We start from the raw sequence: 15,587 nt of genomic DNA on the forward strand, positions 1-15,587 counted from the left end.
AATCATTATAAATTCATACTGGATAAACCAATGTATTGGGCCTTATCAAATTACACAGACTTCTTGACGGAACCGATATATCGTTCATAACTTCAAATATATCAACGATTTTTTCAATATATCGACGTTTCGACAAGGGATATCGACTTATCAACAAATAACGACAAAAAGAGGATGCTCACACCGAGCATCCTCTTTCTATCTATTAAGCAAATTTGTTTTTGATCCAGTTCTTACCTTCTACAAGGCGAGCTGTCATTACGGCACAAGCGTTATCTGCTGTTACGTTTAACATCGTTGCAGGAGGATCAATGATTGTACTAATTGCTGCGATAATTGGCAATGCTTCTGGCGGGAAGCCGTATAGAGAAACGATTAACATTTCACCAATCATACCGCCGCCTGGAATAGCGCCCATTACTGTTCCTACTAATAGAGAAACAACAAGTGCGATTGCTAATGTTTTCGGTCCTTCGAATTCCATGTTGAAAATACCGAATAAGAAAGCAATTTTTAATACGCCCCCTAAAACAGAGCCGTCTTTATGAAGTGTAGATCCAAGAAGGATAACTGTTTCACGAACGTCAGAAGAAATACCCATTTTCTTCGTTGCTTCTAAGTTCGCTGGAATACTTGCAGCACTACTACAAGTTGCAAGAGATGTAACTGTAGGAGAGACCATGTTCTTCCAAAATACTTGTACACCTTGCTTGCGACCTGCAAGGTATGCATAAAACGTAAAGAAGACAAAGAAGTAAATGAGAGATGCTGGATAGTATACCATTGCTGCTCGGAAGTAAGTTCCAAGAAGCTGCGGTCCGAATTCACCAACTAATGCTGCGAAGTAAGCAGCAAGTCCGATTGGAGCGTAGTACATAATGAAAGATACGACTTTCATTGAAATTTCTGCACCAGCTTGTAAGAATGTAGCGAATGGTTTTCCTTTTTCACCAACTGCTGAAGTTGCAATCCCCATTAAAATAGAGAAGAAAATAAGAGCTAACATATTTTCACGAGATAGTAACTTCGAGAAGTCAGATACTGTTAGAATACCGACGATTTGATCTGCAACACTAATTGCTTTTTCAGCTTTGTCAGGTTGGGTTAGTTCTAATACAACACCTTGTGCTGGCGGGAATACTTTCACGACAATAATCATAAAAATAGCAGCTAAAATACTTGTAAATAAGAAAGTCCCAGCCATACTAGACATAATTTTACCGAAACGTTTTAATCCATCCATATTAGCAATAGATGACGCGATGCTAAAGAACACTAACGGTACAACAATCGTAAACATTAAGTTTAAGAAAATGTCACCAAGCGGCTTTAAAGCAACTGCATCGGCACCCATGAAATAACCAATGAAACCACCAATTAGGATAGAAGATAATAAAATAAGTGGAAAGCGATATGCCTTCATAAATATATCCTCCTATCAATTAAAAAATCATACTGAATTATTATAGCGAGTTAGCGTCTTCTTTACTAGGAGAATAATGATAGATGGAATAGCGTGAAAACCGAGAAATTTTTGTTTTTAAGCTCGGCATACAGTAGGAAATCTAGACATATATATTTGTAACCTAGTGGTGGCAAAGGATGCACCGTGACTTAGGTTTGGAAAAAGGGGGAGGGAAAAGGGATGAATATTTTGCTTTGCTGTGCAGCGGGAATGTCTTCCAGTTTAATTGTTACGAAAATGGAGAAAGCAGCAGAGGCAAGAGGAATAGAGGTAAAGATTTGGGCTGTATCAGGTTCTGAAGTAAATAGCCATATTGATAAAGCCGATGTACTTTTACTTGGGCCACAAGTACGTTATTTATTACCGAAAATGAAAGAATTATGTAAGGAGAAAGGAGTACCTGTTGATGTCATTCAATCCGTCCATTACGGACTTTGTAATGGAGAAGCTATCTTGCAAGCAGCTTTGTCAATGAAACCATGAGGAGAGTGGGATAGATGATACGGTTTTTAGAGAAATATGTAATGCCGGTAGCAGGAAAGGTTGCAGAACAGAGGCATTTGCAAGCAATTCGTGATGGAATTATTTTGACGATGCCATTCTTAATTATTGGATCATTTTTCCTTATCATTAGTGCGTTGCCGATACCAGGATATAATGATTTTATGGCAGGTTTGTTTGGAGAAAAGTGGAACATAGCATTAGGGTATCCAGTTAGTGCAACTTTTAATATAATGGCTTTAATAGCTGTTTTTGGAATCGCTTACAGGCTTGGAGAATATTATAAAGTAGATGCTTTAGCATCCGGGGCATTGTCGCTTGTGACATTTTTACTTGCAACGCCCTTTCAAGTTGCATATATCATACCAAGCACGAAAGAAAGTGTAATTGTAGATGGAGCAATCCCGGCTGCATTAATGGGAAGTCAAGGACTGTTTGTGGCGATGATTATTGCAATTATATCTACTGAAATTTATCGATTTATTGTACAGAAAAAGATGATTATAAAAATGCCTGAGACAGTTCCACCAGCAGTAACGCGTTCATTTGCAGCACTTATTCCAGGATTTATTGTTGTGACAGTTGTTTGGATTATTAGATTAATTTTTGAACACACGACTTTTGGTAGTATTCATAATGTTGTAGGGAAGTTGTTGCAAGAGCCGCTTAGTGTACTGGGGGCTAGTCTTTGGGGCGCAGTAATTGCAGTTATTATTGTCCATGTTCTTTGGGCGTGCGGAATTCATGGTGCTGCAATTGTTGGGGGTGTAATGAGCCCGATTTGGTTATCGTTAATGGATCAAAATCGAATTGCTTTTCAAGCCGGTCAAGATGTACCCAATACGATTACCGCGCAGTTTTTTGATTTATGGATTTATATGGGCGGTTCCGGTGCAACACTTGCTTTAGTTGTAGGAATGTTATTATTCGCGCGAAGTCAGCAATTAAAAAGTATAGGTAGATTGTCAATTGCGCCTGGTATATTTAATATTAATGAGATGGTAACTTTTGGGATGCCAATTGTCATGAACCCAATTTTATTAATTCCATTTATTTTGGTTCCAGTTGTATTAACAATTGTTTCTTACTTTGCAATGGAATGGGGATTAGTTGCTCGTCCGAGCGGAGCTGCTGTACCTTGGACGACACCGATTCTTTTTAGTGGATATTTAGGATCGGGCGGGAAACTTTCAGGTGTTATTTTACAACTTGTTAACTTTGCGCTTGCATTCTTCATTTATTTACCGTTCTTAAAAATATGGGATAAACAAAAAGTAGCGGAAGAAAAGGGGGAGTAAAGAACTAAAATGGATACGATAGAAACGAAGGCCTTTCACTTAATCTTGCATGGGGGAAATGCGAGAAGTTGTTCAATGGAAGCAATTGATTGCGCAAAGCGTGGAGAATTTACAGAAGCAGAAGCGAAATTACAAGAAGCGTTAGAAGAATTAAAAGAGGCGCACCGTGTACAGACGGATCTCATACAGAAAGAAGCTGGTGGGGAAAAGACCGAAGTTACCCTTTTGATGGTGCACGCACAAGATCATTTAATGAATGCAATTACGGTGAAGGAATTAGCGAGTGAATTTGTAGAATTATATAAGAAGATGTCGGTAGCTGAATGAACCTTGCGTATGCAAGGTTTTTTTATGTATGTGTCTGGACCATCAGTGGAATATGTGTTCCACTGATGGTATTTACAATCCTCCTTTTTACAAATGAGTAAGAGTGATATTTAATCGACAGTAACAATTTCTCCTATACCACGAATTAATCTTTTTATATGCATCTCATTTGGTTTCAATATACTTACGATATAATCAATCGCTATTTGCGGTTCAACGGTTGTACCGCACGTGTAACAGTCAATGGCTGCAAAATTTTTTTCTGGATAAGTGTGAATAGAAAGGTGGCTTTCAGATAGTAAAACTAAAACAGTAACACCATGTGGATCGAATTCTTTTGTACTTACGTTTAAAACGTGGGCACCAGATTGATCAGCAGCGTGGACTAAATGATGTTCTAAAAAGTAAATATCATCTAATAGGGAAAAATCCACTCCCCATAAATCTACTATTATATGCTTACCGAAAGTAGAATATTCCATAAGGTAACGCTCCTTACTATAATGTTGTTAAAATTCCATTTCCTGTTTGTAACATTGATGTAGGACAAGATTCGATTCTGAGTTTAAAAGAGCGAGATTACGTTGTTCTAAATGTTCTTCTCTAAATTGAAATAAAGGAGAAAGAAGAGAAGGTAATGTTCGAGGTGTTGGCACTACGTATAATTGCTCAATTTGATCGAGTACATAGGCAGAATTAGCGGCAATATGAAATCCCCAGTCAGTTCCGAAAGAAGGAACGATTGTATGATAACTTTTCACAGTTAATCCCGCATGTTCAATTGTATTACCGATACTCCAATATACAAGAGGTGCATCAGCAGGTGAATTAGATTGGCAGACGAATGCACCATCTTCTGTTAAGAATGTAGCTATCCGAGCAAAAAGTTCGCTTGTATATAAAGTACTTAAAATTTCTGTTGCTGGATCAGGAAAATCAATAATAATTACATCGTATAAGGATGAAGGAGAATTTAGAAATTCTTTCGCATCACATACGTGCACATTCACGCGACTATCCAAAAATGCATTGTTGTTTAAAGATACTATTTCTGGAACATTACGTGCCATATTAATTATTGCCTCATCTAAATCAACAAGGTCTACATGTAGCACAGTTTCATATTTCAAAACTTCTCGCAGGGCAAGACCATCGCCACCACCTAATATGAGAACACGTTTTGGATCAATTACTTTTGACATAATTGGATGTACAAGTGCTTCATGATAAATTTGCTCATCGACGGAACTGAATTGTAGTTGCTTGTCCAAATATAAACGGATATCGCTTACTTGTAGCAAATGAATATTTTGATAATTGCTTTTTTCATTCAATAAACTTGTATGTTCACCAGCTTGTATTTCTTTTAAAGAAATTTCATCCCATATATCTAGGTTGTGTGAATCCGTGGGTACTATGACTACATTTTCCGTTTGTGCTTGCTTGTCCTGTTTATCCTGTTTGTCTTGTTTGCCTTGTTTACCGTGCTTGTCCTGCTTATTTTCTATTTCCTGCTGTTCTAGTTCAAATTTGTTAGAGTCTAATTCAGAACGTTTGTCTTTTTTATAGCTTGTTATTCTATAAATCTTTATTTTGCTTTGTTTTCTATGTTTTGGCATAGGAATCCCCTTTCGAATTGTGTTACTTTACTCTATTCTATGTGATTTAGTAGAGTTTGCTTGGACAATAGATAGAGGAGTTTTTTTAATAGATTTTCACGCTAAAAAAATTTTTTTAGTGTTTTTTTGTTTTAAGCACAACTAGACAACTAAACACTAATCTATTTTCATACAGTTATGTGTTAAAAGCGTGTTGTTTTATAACACACTGTGTGTTTTTTGGTCGACACACTAATTGAAAGCGTTAACACACAAAGAAAATGGTCGAAAAAGTGCTGAATTTAGTGGTTTTAAAAAGTTGGCACGCTAATTGCATTAATAAATAGCGTAAAGAAAAATAAATAAAATATAAATTTTTTATACTACACAAGGGGGATTTTCAAATGAATATTTTATTATGTTGCTCAGCAGGGATGTCTACAAGTTTACTAGTTACAAAAATGGAAGCGGCTGCAAAAGCTCGCGGTTTAGAAGGAAAGATTTGGGCTGTATCTGGGGATGCAGTAAAAACAAATATCGATCAAGCAGACGTATTATTATTAGGACCACAAGTTCGTTACATGCTTTCTTCAATGAAAACGCTCGCTGATGAGAGAAACGTTGGAATCGACGTTATCAATCCAATGCACTACGGCATGATGAATGGAGAAGCAGTTTTAGATCACGCATTAACACTTAAAAAATAATTAGGGGGGAAGTAAAATGCAAAAGTTTATTGCATTTATGGAGAAATATTTAGTCCCAATCGCAGGTAGAATTGGATCGCAGCGCCACTTAGTTGCGATCCGTGATGGATTTATCGCCGTTATGCCACTTATTTTAGTTGGATCATTTGCAATACTTATTAATAACTTACCAGTGGATGCATTCCAAAAATTTATGAAAGGTGCATTCGGGGAAGTTTGGAAAGATATCGGCGGCGGTATGTGGGCAGGTTCCTTCGCTATACTCGCCCTCATAGTCGCAGTAGGGATAAGTTATAATTTAGCGAAATCTTACGGCGTTGACGCGTTGTCAGCAGCAATCATTACATTCGGTGCATTAATCATTATTTCTCCGACAACGCCAAAAGAAGGCGGTATTGATTTAGCATGGACTGGATCACAAGGTTTATTCGTTTCTATAATTGTAGCTCTTCTTGTAACAGAGGCATTTAGATTCTTTGTTCAAAGAGATATTACAATTAAAATGCCAGATGGTGTTCCACCAGCAGTAATGAAATCATTCGCAGCATTAGTTCCAGCATTCGTTATTTTAATCGTAACAGCAAGTATTCAATTAGCAGTGAAATTAGCAGGAACAAGCATTCATAAAATCGTATTTGAAACAATTCAAGTACCATTACAAGGTTTAGCAGGTACATTACCAAGTGCAATTATTGTAGCATTACTTATTCACGTATTATGGTTCTTCGGATTACATGGTCCTAATATCGTTGGTGGTATTATTGACCCAATTTATTTACCAGCATTAGAAAAGAATATTAAATTATTTAACGATGGTATGTCTGCATATGATGTACCGCACATCTTCACAAAACCATTCTTTGATGTATATGTATATATCGGTGGATCTGGTGCAACATTAGCATTCTTAGTTGCAGTAATGCTTGTTGCAAAAAGTGCGCAGCTTCGCGGTGTAGGTCGCGTATCTATCGGACCTGGTTTCTTCAATATTAACGAACCAGTTATTTTCGGTACACCAATTGTATTAAATCCAGCATTAATTATTCCATTTGTACTTACACCAGTGGTATTAGTTATTACTTCTTATACAGCAATCTCTTTAGGATGGGTACCAAAAACAGTTGCTTTAGTTCCATGGACAATGCCACCAATCTTTAGTGGTTATCTTGTAGCGGGCGGAAGCATTGCTGGTGCAGCATTACAAGTAGTGAACTTTGCAATTGCGGTAGTAATTTACTATCCATTTGTATTAATGTGTGACCGTACTTATGTACAAGCTGCAAAAGCTGAAACAAAAGGAAATGACAATTCAGTATCACTTTAAAAAGTATTGTTCTGACGAGTTTTTATAGCTCGTCAGAACAACTAACCTTTATATCATGTTCAAAAAGATGATACTCATCTACAAGAACACCAAACTATCATTCATAAATTAATATTTTAATAGAAATGTTCAAACTGAAGGGGTATGTAAGTCGGTTGAACGATAATAGAGAGGGCGGTAATTTTGATGACTACAGCAGAACAAATTCCATTCCAATTGATTTTAAATAGTGGTAATGCACGAAGCTTTGCAATGGAGGCACTTCAATTTGCCAAACAGGGGAAAATGGCAGAAGCTGATGAAGCGATGGCAAAGGCGAAAGAAGCGATTAATGAAGCGCATCATTTTCAAACGGAGCTCATACAATCAGAAGCAAGAGGAGAAAAAACAGAGATTAGTGTTCTTTTAATTCACGCACAAGATCATTTAATGAATGCGATTACAGTAAAAGAATTAGCAGCAGAGTTTATCGATCTTTATAAAAAGCTTGAAGCGAAAGGGGAATAAAGCATGACTGGAATTAAAATTGCTACAATCGGCGGTGGATCTAGTTATACACCAGAGTTAATTGAAGGATTTATTAAGCGTTATGATGAGCTTCCTGTTCGTGAAATTTGGTTAGTAGATATTGAGGCAGGAAAAGAAAAGTTAGAAATCGTTGGTAACTTAGCGAAACGTATGGTGAAAAAATCTGGTTTACCAATTGAGGTACATTTAACGCTTGATCGTCGCGAAGCATTAAAAGATGCTGATTTCGTAACGACGCAGCTTCGCGTAGGTTTATTAGAAGCTCGTGCAAAAGATGAAGCGATTCCGTTAAAATATGATGTAATCGGTCAGGAAACGAATGGTCCTGGTGGTTTATTCAAAGCGTTGAGAACGATTCCTGTCATTTTAGACATTTGTAAGGATATGGAGGAACTTTGTCCGAAAGCATGGTTAATTAACTTTGCAAACCCAGCTGGTATGGTAACAGAAGCTGTTCTTCGTTATACAAATATTGAAAGAGTAGTTGGTCTATGTAACGTTCCAATCGGAATTCGTATGGGTCTTGCAAAATTACTTGAAGTAGATGCGAGTCGTGTACACGTTGACTTCGCAGGTTTAAATCACATGGTATATGGATTAGACGTATATTTAGATGGCGTAAGTGTAATGGATCGTGTGTTAGAACTTGTAACAGATCCAGAAAAGCAAATTACGATGGAAAATATCGCTGCGCTTAACTGGGAGCCAGACTTTATTCGCGGCCTTCGTGCAATTCCATGTCCATACCATCGTTACTACTACAAAACACGTGAAATGCTAGAAGAAGAGAAAGAAGCTTCGGTTGAAAAAGGTACACGTGCAGAAGTAGTAAAACAATTAGAAGATGATTTATTCGAGTTATATAAAGACCCGAATTTAGATATTAAACCACCACAATTAGAAAAACGTGGAGGCGCTTATTATAGTGACGCAGCATGTAGCTTAATTACGTCTATTTATAATAATAAAGGTGATATCCAGCCTGTTAATACACGAAACAACGGAACAATTGCAAGCTTGCCACATGATTCGGCTGTTGAAGTGAACTGTATTATTACGAAAGAAGGTCCAAAACCAATTGCAGTTGGAGATCTTCCAGTACCAGTTCGCGGTTTAGTACAACAAATTAAATCATTTGAGCGCACAACAATTGAAGCTGCTGTTACAGGGGATTATCATAAAGCGCTGCTTGCTATGACAATTAATCCACTTGTACCATCAGATAAAGTGGCAAAACAAATTTTAGATGAAATGTTGGAAGCGCATAAAGAATATCTTCCGCAGTTCTTCAAAAAGGTAGAGAAATAAAAGCGGCGCTATTTAGCCCGCTTTTTTTATTCTATCCCACTTTAATGGGCAGTAAGACCCCTACCTCAAAATTCAGCGAAAGCAAAGAAATTAGGTGGGGGTCGGGCTGCCCATAAAAGTCCGATTGGTTCAACTAATAATCAGTGGGGGGTGAAGACCCCCCACTGATTAAAGTTTCACTTTATTAGGAGGTATTACGATGATTAAATTAATTGTAAATGCAGATGATTTCGGTCTTACAGAAGGTACAAATTACGGTATTATTGATGGGCATATAAATGGACTTGTAAATTCAACGACGATGATGATGAATATGCCAGGAACAGAGCATGCGGTACGCTTAGCAAAAGAGTATAAAACATTAGGAGTAGGCGTACATCTCGTATTAACAGCAGGTAAGCCGCTTCTTGGAGACGTACCATCACTTGTAAGTAGCGATGGATTGTTTCATAAACAAAGCATCGTATGGGAAGGGAACGTAAATCCAGAGGAAGTCGAGCGAGAATGGACTGCCCAAATTGAGAAATTCTTATCTTACGGATTAACGCCAACTCATTTAGATAGTCATCACCATGTGCACGGATTACCGATTTTGCACGATGTTCTGGAAAGGTTAGCTGCTATATATAATGTTCCAATTCGTCGTTGTGAAGAAGAGCGAGCGGTGCGTCCATTTTCTGACGTGTTTTATAGTGATTTTTACGCAGATGGTGTGACGGAAGATTACTTCGTGAAGTTAAAAGAAAGAGTACAAAGTGAACAAACGGTAGAAATTATGGTTCATCCAGCTTATATTGACCCAGAGCTTGTGAAGCGTTCTTCTTACGTAATGGATCGCGTGAAAGAATTGCGTATTTTAACAGAGAGTGAGTTGCCTGAAGGAATAGAGCTTGTAAAGTTTTAATAGAAAAAAGACGGCTACATTATGCCGTCTTTTTTTATTTACAAAATGGATAGAATATATCCGCCAAAGACTCCAAGTATAACGATAACCCAAGGTGGTGTTTTCCAAAAAGCGAGCAAGCAAAATAGAAGAGACGCAAAAACAAAATCTACAGCGTTCATAATTGTGCTTGTCCAAATCGGATTATAAAAAGCGGCAATTAAAATACCAACAACAGCCGCATTGACTCCAAGTAGTGCGCCTTGTATGAAAGATATTTTTCTCACATTGTCCCAAAAGGGTAAAACACCAATAACGAGTAAGAAAGCAGGAAGAAAGATCGCAATTGTTGCGAGTATTACTCCAAGCGTTCCGTTTAACACTGCTCCTATATAAGAAGCGAATGTAAACAGTGGTCCTGGCATTGCTTGTGTTAATCCGTATCCAGCTAGAAACTGTTCTTTTGTCATCATTCCGTTTTGTACGAACTCACCTTCAAGAAGGGGGAGTACGACGTGTCCGCCCCCAAATACAAGTGCGCCAGAGCGATAGAAACTATCAAATAAAGCGATGTAATAAGAGAACGGTCTTAATATTGGTAGCAGTAGTAATAATCCGAAGAATAAGACGAGACAAGAAACTGCTATCTTTTTTGAAATAGGTACTTTTATATGTTGAGATTGACTAATTGGTTGGTTGCGATATAAAAACCAGCCGATAAAGCCAGATATGATAATGAGAATGACTTGTGTCCAGCTACTTGGCCATAATAAGGCGATTGCGGCAGTTGCAATTGCAATCGTCGCACGATTTCGGTCTGGCGTTAATTTTTGCGCCATTCCCCATATTGCATGAGCGACAATAGCGACTGCTACAAGTTTTAGTCCATGAATCCAGCCAGCACTTCCAAGGTCGAACTGATTAAGGAATGAGGCGAAGAAAACTAAAACAAGCACAGACGGTAAAGTGAATCCAATCCATGAAATAATAGCTCCGAATACCCCGCCTCTTAATAATCCAACGCCCATACCGACTTGGCTGCTAGCAGGACCAGGGAGGAATTGACATAGTGCTACTAAATCTCCATAGCTCCGTTCATCCATCCATTTCCTTTTTTGCACATATTCGTGGTGGAAATACCCAAGATGGGCTACAGGGCCACCAAATGAAGTAATTCCTAATTTAAATGAAACGAGAAAAATCTCTAATAATGTATGAAAAATGTATTTGTTTTTTTTCAAAATGACCTCCTAGAATGTTTTTCTAAGTGCATTATACAAGAGGTAGTAAAGCAAAAGGAATGATTCTAATGTAAAGATTATGTGAATCTTTTCTTCGTAATTAACACTTGAAAAAGTCATAAATGATTATGTATAAACCATAAAGTAGTAGAAGTAGTGCTGGGAAATTTATATAAGGAGAATGCCCGTATGACAACACATTTCTTTGCGAGGTTAACAGGTAAGAGGGAAATACCTCCTGTAAATACAGAAGCTTATGGCGTAGCAGAGTTTATATTTAGTGAGGATTTAAAGAAGTTGCAGTACCGGATCATATTGAAAAACATCGAAAAAGTTACATCATGCCAAATTCATTTAGGGAAAGCAAATCAAATTGGTCCAATTGTTTTAAGTTTATTTGGTCCATTAAAGCAAGGTATTAGTGTTAATGAAGGAGTCGTCACTGGTGTAGTTAATGTGGGGGATTTTGAAGGGCCTTTACAGGGGCGAGCGTTTGATAGCTTACTGCAAGAAATCATTCAGGCGAATGCATATGTAAATGTGTATACGAAGCCCAATAAGAAGGGTGAAATCAGGGGGAGAATCAGGAAGGTAAAGAAGTAGAAAAAAGGCTGTCCATATTTTGGAACAGCCTTTTTCTATAAGTTGCTAATATTGTCGATTATTGTTGGTAAATCGATATATATTGAAAATCGCTGATATAATCTGAGTTGCGCCGATATATTTGAAAAATCGCTGATATAATCCGAGTTGCGCCGATATATTTGAAAAATCGCTGATATAATCCGAGTTACAGTCGATATACTAAAAATTGCCACGATTAATTTTTTACAGGCTGATTTTTAATGAAGAAGTCCATAACATAAAACACTTCGTCATCAGGTATTTGTATTTCAAATGTATTTTCAATTGGCTGCAATGCTTTTTTTACTTTCATATACATCCAGTATTCATCTTGTCTTCGTTTCTCTTTATCTGGATGAGGGAGGAGGCTTTCTCCCTTTTGAAGACGGTCAACCATACAGCTCATATGCAGAATAACACCCATTAAACTGTCAGGAGTTAGCTGTAAGGAAATTAATTCTTGAATTGTATTCAATGCGTAACGGATCGTTTTAATAAGTAATGCTCCGTCGTTACGCTGCATTTGTTGTTCAAGAATATCAGCCATTTTTGCATATGTTTCTTCGTACGTAATTAATTCTTGAATTGGCTGAATCGCTGTGTAGTTTACAATGTCTTGGAAATGATATGTTAAGCATGGCACTTGTACATCGAAATTCGTGACGATACAAATAATGTTCCGCTCTTTTTTTATGTTCTCAATCATTTTCGTTAAATCTTTTTCATGGACGATACTAATCGGAATGATTTCAATTAAGTCTTTGTCAAATCGCAAATAGTTCTCCAACATTTTTTGAATAGCTAAAGCACTGCCTTCCCCAGTTAAACAAGCTGTCAAAATAACAGATTTCATTGGTGATAGTGGTTTTTTCTTTTCTTCTTGTACGTTTAAGTAAAACGGTGTTAAGTTCTTCACCGTTTCATATAATGCATCTAACGAGTAGCCAAGCTGAGCTTTTCGAGCCGCTTCTAGTGCATGTGGAGTGCTTGTCATGGAAAGAACACGCACTGGAATTTTGAACTCAGTTTCTAATATATCACCAATATAAGCGAGAGATCCCATATCAACGAGTAAGAGAAGCCCGTTTACATTTTGGAGTGTTTTCATATACACTTTCACACGCTCTAAGAAATCTTTCGGCGATTCATGTAACGGCATATCGATACCGGTTACTTCTTCAATGCCGAGCAGTTCATTTGCGACGTTTGCCATTTCTGTTGCTATGCCGTTGCCGTGCGCTAATATTAATACTTTTACTTCTGTTTGTGAGGCAGGAATTGGATCAACAACGAAGAACATTGTTAAAAAGCCTGCTTCATCGATAGGCATTGTTATTTGTAATTCGTCTTCCAGTAGTTGAATGCATTGCATAGCTACGGAAAAAGCTTCTTTATATTTCGTACGAATTTGATTTAATTGTGGGTGATGAATTTGTTTTCCAGCCTGTAAACGTTGTAGAGTTGTCTGTACATGTAAACTTAAAGCGAGAAATACTTTTTCATCGAACGTCTTGGATAAATGTTTTTCAGCAAGTTCAGCAATTTTTTCACAAACGGAAACGATATTACGATCTACAATTTTAAAAACATTTTCATGACTTGTCTTTTTTGACATTTGGTTAAAATATTGTACGAAAAAGCTTTGAATATCATTTTCTATTAGTAATTCTAATTCTTCCTCTTCAATACCACGAGCTTGAAGTTCTTCATATTTATAGTCAATATAATCGTAAATAGAAGACTGTTTTTCATTTTCTATTTTATGATTACTCCAACCTTCATCACCTGTAAATATAAATGTTTCATTCGGTATTTGGTATAGATGACGGCTCTTTCTTTCAATGAATAGTCCTTCTTTCATATACCAAGGTAAGTCTGTGCTTGAAACATAGACAGAATCACGTTTCTTTGTCACGAAGTCAGAATAGGCTTTCGCACAGGCAATTTGTACATCCGTTTTTAATTGGCCGATGTTATTGGGACAATTGTAAAAGACGAAAGCACGCATTGTATTCGGACTAACGTGAATTTCTTTTCGCAAGCGAATTGCTTCGTTTGTGAAAAATAGTTGCAGTAAAGCAAAACGTTCTTTATGTGTACGCTCACGAAGTGGTGGTAGCGTGACAGTCATCGGTATACGTCTTGTAAATGTTTTTAATAAAAATGAATTTGGTTCTTCTGTTGTTGCAGTAATGATCAATACTTGTGCTTTACGTTCGTTTTCTGTTTCTCCAAGGCGGCGATATACTCCGCGGTCAATAAAGGTGAAAAGCATTTCTTGTCCCTCTGGAGGAAGGCGATGTACCTCATCTAAGAAAAGGATTCCTTCATGTGCTTTTTCAATTAACCCTTTTTGATCACTTGCCCCTGTATACGCTCCTTTTTTAATCCCAAATAATTGCCCGAGTAGTAGCTGTGGGTTATTTGCATAATCAGCACAGTTAAAGACGATAAATGGTGCATTTTTAGGAAGCTGTTCAACTTCAATTGCATATTCGTGCATTAAAGAAGCAAACATGGATTTTCCGACGCCTGTTTCTCCGAGCAGTAAAGTATGCATACCGTTTGGAGGATAGAGAATAGAAGCTTTCGCTTTTTCGATTGCGATTTTAAGGCTCGTATTTTCAACTGCAAATGTATCTAATGAAGTTACTTCTTTTGAATGCGTTTCCAACGAAGTGTTCGTTTCTATATAAAAACGAACAGGACGCGTATTTGTTTTTAATAAACGTTTATCTTTTACGAGTTTGTTTAAGTCGCTACTTACATTGGCTCGATCTAGCTGCAACAGGGTAGCGAGTTCTGATGCAGTTACACCTTCTGTATAATTGCCTTTTTGTATTGCGTTAAAAATGAGATCTATTCGTTTCATTTCTATTCACCTCGAAACTTCATCACTATTTAAAATTTTACACAAAAATGGGAAGGGTGGGAAGAGAAAAATAAAACAGCTTTAGCACATAGGCACTAAAGCTGTTACAATCTTGTGTCTTTCCAAAAGTTTACTTCGAGATGAGAAGATGGATTATAGGGAAGAAGCTTGTATCCTTGTGACTGTAAGTAATCAATTACTTGTGGCAGTATTTGTACGGTTACACTCGAATCATGCATTAAAATTACTTCGACTTGTTCATCGCTCTGGTTACGTACCCTTTCTAGTATGGCAGAAGGATTATCATAGCTTTTCCAGTCGTATGTATCGATTGTCCAATCCCACATTTTATACTGGGCTGATACAAGTGCATCACGGTAATTCTTTTTTAAGTAAGGCATGCTACCATACGGGACACGAACGAGATGTGAATTTAATTTTGTAACTTGCTGAACGATGCTTTGTGCTTGTTCCATTTCTGTAATTAAAGTAGATGGGTCACCAGTGTAAAGGCGTTTTACATCATGGGACATACTGTGAAGTCCGATATAATGTCCATCTTTAATTAATCGTTGCATTGTCTTTTTATAATGTGGTACTTTTCCACCAATAACAAAGAAAGTTGCTTTTCCGTTCTTTTCTTTTAAGATGTTTAAAATTTGCGTAGTATATTTGTTTGGTCCGTCATCAAATGTTAAGTACGCGATTTTTTGGGTAGAAGAGGTAGTTTCGGTATTTGGATGATGTTCAGCAGGGGGAATGGTAGTTGCTCCTGCATGAGATGACGCGTACATAGTAATCGTTAAAAATAAAATAATGTATTGAAATACTCGCTTGATCATAACATTCACCCTCAGTTTGACAATCAAGATGTAAAAAAGAAAATATAATCCTTTTCTTATTATGTATAT

General features: G+C 37.2%; 15 protein-coding genes. 9 read left to right on the forward strand and 6 right to left on the reverse strand.

What is annotated here, in order from left to right:
* Window positions 1-205: 205 nt before the first annotated feature.
* Entirely contained in the window at window positions 206-1,423 is a 1,218-nt protein-coding gene (locus FH036_RS20295) for a dicarboxylate/amino acid:cation symporter (RefSeq protein ID WP_139896175.1), read from the reverse strand.
* Window positions 1,424-1,645: 222 nt separating this feature from the next.
* Between FH036_RS20295 and FH036_RS20300 the strand changes: the two genes are divergently transcribed.
* The 3 genes from FH036_RS20300 to FH036_RS20310 are packed head-to-tail and all read left to right on the forward strand — an operon-like array spanning window position 1,646 to window position 3,591.
* On the forward strand, window positions 1,646-1,948 hold the full coding sequence (locus FH036_RS20300; RefSeq protein ID WP_001023546.1) for a PTS sugar transporter subunit IIB: 303 nt from the start codon (window positions 1,646-1,648) through the stop codon (window positions 1,946-1,948).
* A 14-nt stretch (window positions 1,949-1,962) separates the two neighbouring features.
* Window positions 1,963-3,264 carry a PTS cellobiose transporter subunit IIC gene (gene celB, locus FH036_RS20305; RefSeq protein ID WP_000617778.1) on the forward strand — a complete coding sequence of 434 codons (1,302 nt, stop codon included), beginning with the start codon at window positions 1,963-1,965 and terminating at the stop codon, window positions 3,262-3,264.
* Between the two features lie 9 nt (window positions 3,265-3,273).
* The gene (locus tag FH036_RS20310; RefSeq protein ID WP_000379634.1) at window positions 3,274-3,591 is read left to right on the forward strand and encodes a PTS sugar transporter subunit IIA; all 318 of its coding nucleotides are present in this window, start codon (window positions 3,274-3,276) and stop codon (window positions 3,589-3,591) included.
* A gap of 110 nt (window positions 3,592-3,701) precedes the next feature.
* Here the strand turns inward: FH036_RS20310 and speD are convergent, their stop codons facing one another.
* Window positions 3,702-4,073: an adenosylmethionine decarboxylase gene (speD, locus tag FH036_RS20315; RefSeq protein WP_138320731.1), complete on the reverse strand. Its 372-nt coding sequence runs from the start codon at window positions 4,071-4,073 to the stop codon at window positions 3,702-3,704.
* Window positions 4,074-4,100: 27 nt separating this feature from the next.
* The gene (locus FH036_RS20320; protein ID WP_001123975.1) at window positions 4,101-5,210 is read right to left on the reverse strand and encodes a polyamine aminopropyltransferase; all 1,110 of its coding nucleotides are present in this window, start codon (window positions 5,208-5,210) and stop codon (window positions 4,101-4,103) included.
* A 383-nt stretch (window positions 5,211-5,593) separates the two neighbouring features.
* On the opposite strand from FH036_RS20320, the gene FH036_RS20325 reads away from it, so the two are divergent.
* The 5 genes from FH036_RS20325 (at window position 5,594) to chbG (ending at window position 9,960) form a co-directional block, all read left to right on the forward strand.
* Complete coding sequence (locus FH036_RS20325) at window positions 5,594-5,896, forward strand: PTS sugar transporter subunit IIB (RefSeq protein ID WP_001023569.1); 303 nt, start codon at window positions 5,594-5,596, stop codon at window positions 5,894-5,896.
* A gap of 16 nt (window positions 5,897-5,912) precedes the next feature.
* Window positions 5,913-7,220, forward strand: coding sequence for a PTS cellobiose transporter subunit IIC (gene celB / locus FH036_RS20330; protein ID WP_001168840.1), 1,308 nt, complete (start codon window positions 5,913-5,915; stop codon window positions 7,218-7,220).
* A 183-nt stretch (window positions 7,221-7,403) separates the two neighbouring features.
* The gene (locus FH036_RS20335) at window positions 7,404-7,727 is read left to right on the forward strand and encodes a PTS lactose/cellobiose transporter subunit IIA (RefSeq protein ID WP_000989047.1); all 324 of its coding nucleotides are present in this window, start codon (window positions 7,404-7,406) and stop codon (window positions 7,725-7,727) included.
* A 3-nt stretch (window positions 7,728-7,730) separates the two neighbouring features.
* Window positions 7,731-9,056 (forward strand): 6-phospho-beta-glucosidase, encoded by a 1,326-nt coding sequence (gene celF, locus FH036_RS20340; protein ID WP_139896176.1) that lies wholly within the window; start codon window positions 7,731-7,733, stop codon window positions 9,054-9,056.
* 199 nt (window positions 9,057-9,255) lie between these two features.
* Entirely contained in the window at window positions 9,256-9,960 is a 705-nt protein-coding gene (gene chbG / locus FH036_RS20345) for a chitin disaccharide deacetylase (RefSeq protein WP_139896177.1), read from the forward strand.
* Between the two features lie 38 nt (window positions 9,961-9,998).
* On the opposite strand, the gene FH036_RS20350 is transcribed toward chbG, so the two are convergent.
* Window positions 9,999-11,180 carry a chromate transporter gene (locus FH036_RS20350; protein ID WP_138320737.1) on the reverse strand — a complete coding sequence of 394 codons (1,182 nt, stop codon included), beginning with the start codon at window positions 11,178-11,180 and terminating at the stop codon, window positions 9,999-10,001.
* Between the two features lie 189 nt (window positions 11,181-11,369).
* Here FH036_RS20350 and exsM point away from each other — a divergent pair, with 189 nt between their 5' ends.
* Window positions 11,370-11,783 (forward strand): exosporium regulatory protein ExsM, encoded by a 414-nt coding sequence (gene exsM / locus FH036_RS20355; RefSeq protein ID WP_000207026.1) that lies wholly within the window; start codon window positions 11,370-11,372, stop codon window positions 11,781-11,783.
* Window positions 11,784-12,000: 217 nt separating this feature from the next.
* On the opposite strand, the gene FH036_RS20360 is transcribed toward exsM, so the two are convergent.
* Both FH036_RS20360 and FH036_RS20365 read right to left on the reverse strand, forming a co-directional pair.
* Window positions 12,001-14,676 carry a sigma-54-dependent transcriptional regulator gene (locus tag FH036_RS20360; protein ID WP_139896178.1) on the reverse strand — a complete coding sequence of 892 codons (2,676 nt, stop codon included), beginning with the start codon at window positions 14,674-14,676 and terminating at the stop codon, window positions 12,001-12,003.
* Window positions 14,677-14,780: 104 nt separating this feature from the next.
* Window positions 14,781-15,518 carry a polysaccharide deacetylase family protein gene (locus FH036_RS20365; RefSeq protein WP_000597164.1) on the reverse strand — a complete coding sequence of 246 codons (738 nt, stop codon included), beginning with the start codon at window positions 15,516-15,518 and terminating at the stop codon, window positions 14,781-14,783.
* Window positions 15,519-15,587 lie beyond the last annotated feature (69 nt).

The organism is Bacillus sp. CD3-5 (genome assembly GCF_006349665.1).
Classification (GTDB): domain Bacteria; phylum Bacillota; class Bacilli; order Bacillales; family Bacillaceae_G; genus Bacillus_A; species Bacillus_A paranthracis.

Excerpts from the sequence above, each read along its gene's own strand:
- celF (WP_139896176.1), top strand. The coding sequence starts at position 7,731 with ATGACTGGAATTAAAATTGCTACAATCGGCGGTGGATCTAGTTATACA.
- FH036_RS20325 (WP_001023569.1), top strand. The coding sequence starts at position 5,594 with ATGAATATTTTATTATGTTGCTCAGCAGGGATGTCTACAAGTTTACTA.
- FH036_RS20360 (WP_139896178.1), bottom strand. The coding sequence starts at position 14,676 with ATGAAACGAATAGATCTCATTTTTAACGCAATACAAAAAGGCAATTAT.
- FH036_RS20295 (WP_139896175.1), bottom strand. The coding sequence starts at position 1,423 with ATGAAGGCATATCGCTTTCCACTTATTTTATTATCTTCTATCCTAATT.
- exsM (WP_000207026.1), top strand. The coding sequence starts at position 11,370 with ATGACAACACATTTCTTTGCGAGGTTAACAGGTAAGAGGGAAATACCT.
- celB (WP_001168840.1), top strand. The coding sequence starts at position 5,913 with ATGCAAAAGTTTATTGCATTTATGGAGAAATATTTAGTCCCAATCGCA.
- FH036_RS20320 (WP_001123975.1), bottom strand. The coding sequence starts at position 5,210 with ATGCCAAAACATAGAAAACAAAGCAAAATAAAGATTTATAGAATAACA.
- chbG (WP_139896177.1), top strand. The coding sequence starts at position 9,256 with ATGATTAAATTAATTGTAAATGCAGATGATTTCGGTCTTACAGAAGGT.
- celB (WP_000617778.1), top strand. The coding sequence starts at position 1,963 with ATGATACGGTTTTTAGAGAAATATGTAATGCCGGTAGCAGGAAAGGTT.
- FH036_RS20310 (WP_000379634.1), top strand. The coding sequence starts at position 3,274 with ATGGATACGATAGAAACGAAGGCCTTTCACTTAATCTTGCATGGGGGA.
- FH036_RS20365 (WP_000597164.1), bottom strand. The coding sequence starts at position 15,518 with ATGATCAAGCGAGTATTTCAATACATTATTTTATTTTTAACGATTACT.
- speD (WP_138320731.1), bottom strand. The coding sequence starts at position 4,073 with ATGGAATATTCTACTTTCGGTAAGCATATAATAGTAGATTTATGGGGA.
- FH036_RS20300 (WP_001023546.1), top strand. The coding sequence starts at position 1,646 with ATGAATATTTTGCTTTGCTGTGCAGCGGGAATGTCTTCCAGTTTAATT.